Annotated in this window: 5 protein-coding genes and 1 pseudogene; 3 read left to right on the top strand and 3 right to left on the bottom strand. The window is 73.1% G+C overall.

Going from position 1 to position 4271, the window contains the following annotated elements:
• Window positions 1-42 precede the first annotated feature (42 nt).
• A complete protein-coding gene (locus tag AB0J68_RS28185; protein ID WP_007454516.1) occupies window positions 43-309 on the bottom strand; it encodes a BldC family transcriptional regulator in 267 nt (88 codons plus the stop codon).
• 269 nt (window positions 310-578) lie between these two features.
• Between AB0J68_RS28185 and AB0J68_RS28190 the strand changes: the two genes are divergently transcribed.
• From AB0J68_RS28190 to AB0J68_RS28200, 3 genes are read left to right on the top strand one after another with little or no spacing between them, the layout of a single operon-like run.
• Window positions 579-1037, top strand: coding sequence for an Lrp/AsnC family transcriptional regulator (locus tag AB0J68_RS28190; RefSeq protein WP_354853802.1), 459 nt, complete (start codon window positions 579-581; stop codon window positions 1035-1037).
• 56 nt (window positions 1038-1093) lie between these two features.
• Window positions 1094-1924, top strand: coding sequence for an SDR family oxidoreductase (locus tag AB0J68_RS28195; protein WP_354853805.1), 831 nt, complete (start codon window positions 1094-1096; stop codon window positions 1922-1924).
• Window positions 1925-1955: 31 nt separating this feature from the next.
• Window positions 1956-3047, top strand: coding sequence for a PLP-dependent cysteine synthase family protein (locus AB0J68_RS28200; protein WP_354853807.1), 1092 nt, complete (start codon window positions 1956-1958; stop codon window positions 3045-3047).
• Window positions 3048-3134: 87 nt separating this feature from the next.
• Here AB0J68_RS28200 and AB0J68_RS28205 read toward each other — a convergent pair whose 3' ends face one another.
• Both AB0J68_RS28205 and AB0J68_RS28210 read right to left on the bottom strand, forming a co-directional pair.
• Entirely contained in the window at window positions 3135-3755 is a 621-nt protein-coding gene (locus AB0J68_RS28205) for a putative glycolipid-binding domain-containing protein (protein ID WP_354853931.1), read from the bottom strand.
• 109 nt (window positions 3756-3864) lie between these two features.
• A pseudogene (locus AB0J68_RS28210) lies at window positions 3865-4271 on the bottom strand (RNA helicase); the annotation flags it as partial.

Genomic DNA, 4271 nt, shown 5'->3' on the forward strand with positions numbered 1-4271 from the left:
ACCGGACTGGTGTCCGGTCCGCCTGACGTTGTCCGCACCAGTTCAGTACATGCCGGCGTTGGCCGGACCCGGCCCGGTGGAGGCAGCCGGACCCACGTTGCGTGGCTTTCCGACCTCGTCCACCTCGTCCAGCATGCCCTCCCCCTCAAGCAGGGCCCGCACCTCGGATTCCCGAAACCGGCGATGCCCGCCTGGAGTCCGGATGCTTCCTATCCGGCCGGCCGCCGCCCATCTCGTCACAGTTTTCGGGTCCACCCGAAACAGCGCGGCGACCTCACCCGGTGTCAGCAGGCGATCTCCAGTGTCCACAGCCCCCTCCTCGCGTCGACGAAGCCCCTGGCTGAACACACTGCCCCCGGCTGGTGCGAGCCCAGAGCCGTCATGAGGGACGTATGGCAATTACAGCACCAGGGACCTGGCCTGTCCGCCAAACGCGAAAAATGCACTGACTGGGAAGTTAGTAAATGGTACTGGTGCAACCCCTACCTAGACGGTCAGTTTATGAACGGTTACTCACTGTTCTGACCAACGGATGCCGAAGGCGTCGCGTTACGCCCAACACGTTAAGGTCACTCTCCGTGGACGCCATCGACCTGAGCCTCGTCGACCTGCTGCGGGGCAACGCCCGCCTCTCGTACGCCGAGCTTGCCCGGCAGGTGGGCCTCTCCGCCCCCGCCGTGCACGAACGCGTCGGCAAGCTGGAGAGCAGTGGCGTGGTCCGGGGCTACCGCGCGGACGTGGAACCCGAGGCGATCGGCCTGGGTGTCACGGCGCTCATCGGCATCGTCGAGGACTCCGGCGCGGACTCCGACGACATGCTGGAGTCGCTGCGGGTGCTGCCCGAGATCGAATCCTGCTACTTCATGGCCGGCGTCGAGTCGTTCCTGCTCAAAGCCCGGGTCGGCACGATCGCCGAGCTGGAGCAGCTCATCGTGCGGCTGAACCGGACCCCCGGGGTCGCCTCGACGCGCACCGCCATCGCCCTCTCCACCAAGTGGGAGAACCGCCCCCAGCCGCTCGGCCCGCCGCCCGCCTGACCCTGCTGCGCCGCGTACCCCTGGTGTCGTCCGGCGCGCGGCGGTAGCGTGCGCCGATGACCTCGCCGGGACGCGGCGCGGCCGTGGTGACCGGGGCCGCCGGCGGCCTGGGCCGCGCCGTCGCCGCCGCGCTGCACGCCGACGGCTGGTCGGTGCTGCTCACCGACCTCGACCCGGACGCGGCAGCGGCCGCCGCCGTGCCGTTCGGCGGCTGGTCGGCCGCACTGGACGTCCGCGACGAGGCCGCGTGCGCCGAGATCGCGGCGACCGCCGCGAGTCGAGGCGGCCTCGGCCTCTGGGTCAACAACGCCGGCATCCTGGTCACCGGCCCCTCCTGGGAGCACGACGGGCCGACCCGCCGCCGGGTGCTCGACGTCAACGCGCTCGGTGCCATGAACGGCACACTCGCCGCGCTGGCGGTCATGCGCGACCAGGGCCACGGCCACGTCCTGAACATCGTCTCGCTGGCCGGGCTCATCGCCGCACCTGGCGAGACGGTGTACGCCGCCAGCAAGCACGCACTGCTGGCCTTCAGCCTCGGCACCCTCTCTGACCTGCGGATGGCCGGGTACCGGCGGGTGCACGTCTCCTGCCTCTGCCCGGACGGCATCTGGACCCCGATGCTGCACGACCGGCTGGACGACCCGGGCGCGCTGGCCTCGTTCACCGGGTCGATGCTGACCCCGCAGCGGGTGGCCGCCCGGGCGGCCCGGCTGGCCCGCCGGCCCCGCCCGGTGGTCAGCCTGCCCCGCTGGCGAGGCGCCCAGGTCCGGCTGCTGGACGCCCTGCCCCGACTCGCCGTCGGACTGAGCCCTCTCGTCCAGGCCGTCGGCCGGGCCGGGCAACGCCGACAGTCACGCCGCTCGACGCCTCCGGACCGCGGCTGAGCGCCGCTGGCCTGCTTGCTAGGTTTCCCGCGTGACTCATCTCGACCGGTGCGACGAGGCCAGCCGCAGCTGGGTGACCGAGGCGATCGCCGCCGTCGAGGCGGACGCGAACCGCTCGGCCGACACCCACCTGCTGCCGTTCCCACTGCCCCGGGACTGGGGAATCGACCTCTACCTCAAGGACGAATCGTCACACCCGACCGGCTCGCTGAAGCACCGGCTGGCCCGTTCGCTGTTCCTCTACGGCCTCTGCAACGGCTGGATCGGGCCGCGCACCACGATCGTCGAGGCGTCCTCGGGCTCCACGGCGGTCTCCGAGGCGTACTTCGCCCGGATGCTCGGGTTGCCGTTCATCGCCGTGATGCCCGCCTCCACCTCGCCCGAGAAGATCACGCAGATCGAGTTCCAGGGCGGCCGTTGCCATCTGGTGGACGACCCGGCGGGCGTCGTGGTCGAGGCCCGCTGGCTGGCCGAGGACTCCGGCGGCCACTTCATGGACCAGTTCACGTACGCCGAGCGGGCCACCGACTGGCGGGGCAACAACAACATCGCCGAGTCGATCTACGCGCAGTTGGGGCTGGAACGCCACCCGATCCCGGCGTGGGTCGTCGTGGGCGCCGGCACCGGGGGCACCAGCGCCACCATCGGCCGGTACGCCCGCTACCGCCGCCTGGCCACCAAGCTCTGCGTCGTCGACCCGGAGAACTCCGCCTTCTATCCGGCCTGGCTGGCCGCCGACTGGTCGGTGCGCACCGGCAGGGGCTCCCGCATCGAGGGGATCGGTCGGCCCACGGTCGAGGCGTCCTTCCTGCCGTCGGTCGTGGACCGGATGGTCCAGGTGCCGGACGCCGCTTCGCTGGCCGCGATGCGCGCCGGCTCGGCGGTGCTCGGCCGCCGGGTGGGCGGCTCCACCGGCACCAACCTGTGGGGCGCGTTCGGCGTGATCGCCGAGATGCTCGCCGAGGGCCGGACCGGCTCGGTGGTCAGCCTGATCTGTGACGCCGGTGACCGGTACGCCGACACGTACTACTCCGACGACTGGGTGGCCGCCCAGGGCCTCGATCTGGCGCCCCATGCCGCCACCATCGAGCGCTTCCTGACCAGCGGCGCCTGGCCCGCCTGAGCAGCGCGTCCCCGGCCCGCAGGTCTCGCGGGCTCCGGCCTCCGGTGCGGGGCCGGCTTCGCGCGTCGGCGTGTCGGATCGGCTCGGTCACCGTGGGTCGATGCGCTCCGCCAGGCCGGGGTAGCGCACCACGTAGCCGTCGGCGTCCAGGTCGATGTCCGCCGTGAAGGTGCCGCTGGCGAATCGGACCCGACCCGGCCCGAGCCCGGTGTAGATCTGCTCGGCCGGCACCACCTCCAGGCCGGGCAGCAGCACCCACGCGACGGTGATCCGGCGCGGCATGTCGGCCGGCCCGCTGGTCAGCCCGAGCCGGCGCACCGGGACGGCATTGAACAGCGGCGAGCCGCTCAGGTCGACGTCGAGCGCCTCGGCCAGGCGATCCGGGTCGTCGGTGCCCGGCAGGCCGGACCGGGGATGCCCGGCCCTGGTCAGCGCCGCGTCCAGGTCGCCCTGCTCGGCCGTGGTCACCCGCCACCGGGACGCGGCCCGCTCCAACGTCACCCGGCGCAGCCAGCCCGACCCCTCGGCCTCGACCTCGACGCGGGCGGTGCTCCAGTCGGGCGCCGTGGTCAGCCGGTAGCGGGCGGTGAACGGAATCGGGTCCACGGCGAGCAGCGTGCCCCGCGCCGCCAACCCGTCGCCGTCGGTGAACAGAGCCTGCTCACTGCCGGCGGTGTCCGTCCGGGACCAGAAGATCGACTTCGTCATGGTCGCCATGAGCCGGACGTTACGCGACCGGACCGACATCGGCCACGGCATGCGCGAACGCCGCCGCGAAGCGTGCGCTCCGCGACGGCGTTCCGGTGGATCAGTGGGATCAGTGGGTACGCGCCGCCGGCCGGCCGCCGAAACCGCGACGGTCGTCGCGCGGCCGGTCGTCCCGACCGCGACCCTCGGAGCGGTAACCACCCCGGGTGTCCCGGTCGGCGAAACGCCGCTCGCCGGCCGGCCGGTCACCCCGGTCAGCCTGCGGCCGGTCGCCGAAGCGCCGCTCGCCGGTGGGCCGGTCGCCGTACTGCCGGTCGCCGGTCGGACGGTCGCCCGTCGGACGGTCGCCGTAGCGGCGCTCACCCTGCGGTCGGTCGCCGTACTGCCGGTCGCTGGTCGGACGATCGCCGAAGCGCCGCTCGCCGGTGGGCCGGTCGCCGTACTGCCGGTCGCCGGTCGGGCGGTCGCCGTAGCGGCGCTCGCCGGGCGGGCGGGCGGCGGGGGGGCGCGCGCCGG

This window comes from Micromonospora sp. NPDC049580 (assembly GCF_040675595.1).
Taxonomy (GTDB): Bacteria; Actinomycetota; Actinomycetes; order Mycobacteriales; family Micromonosporaceae; genus Micromonospora.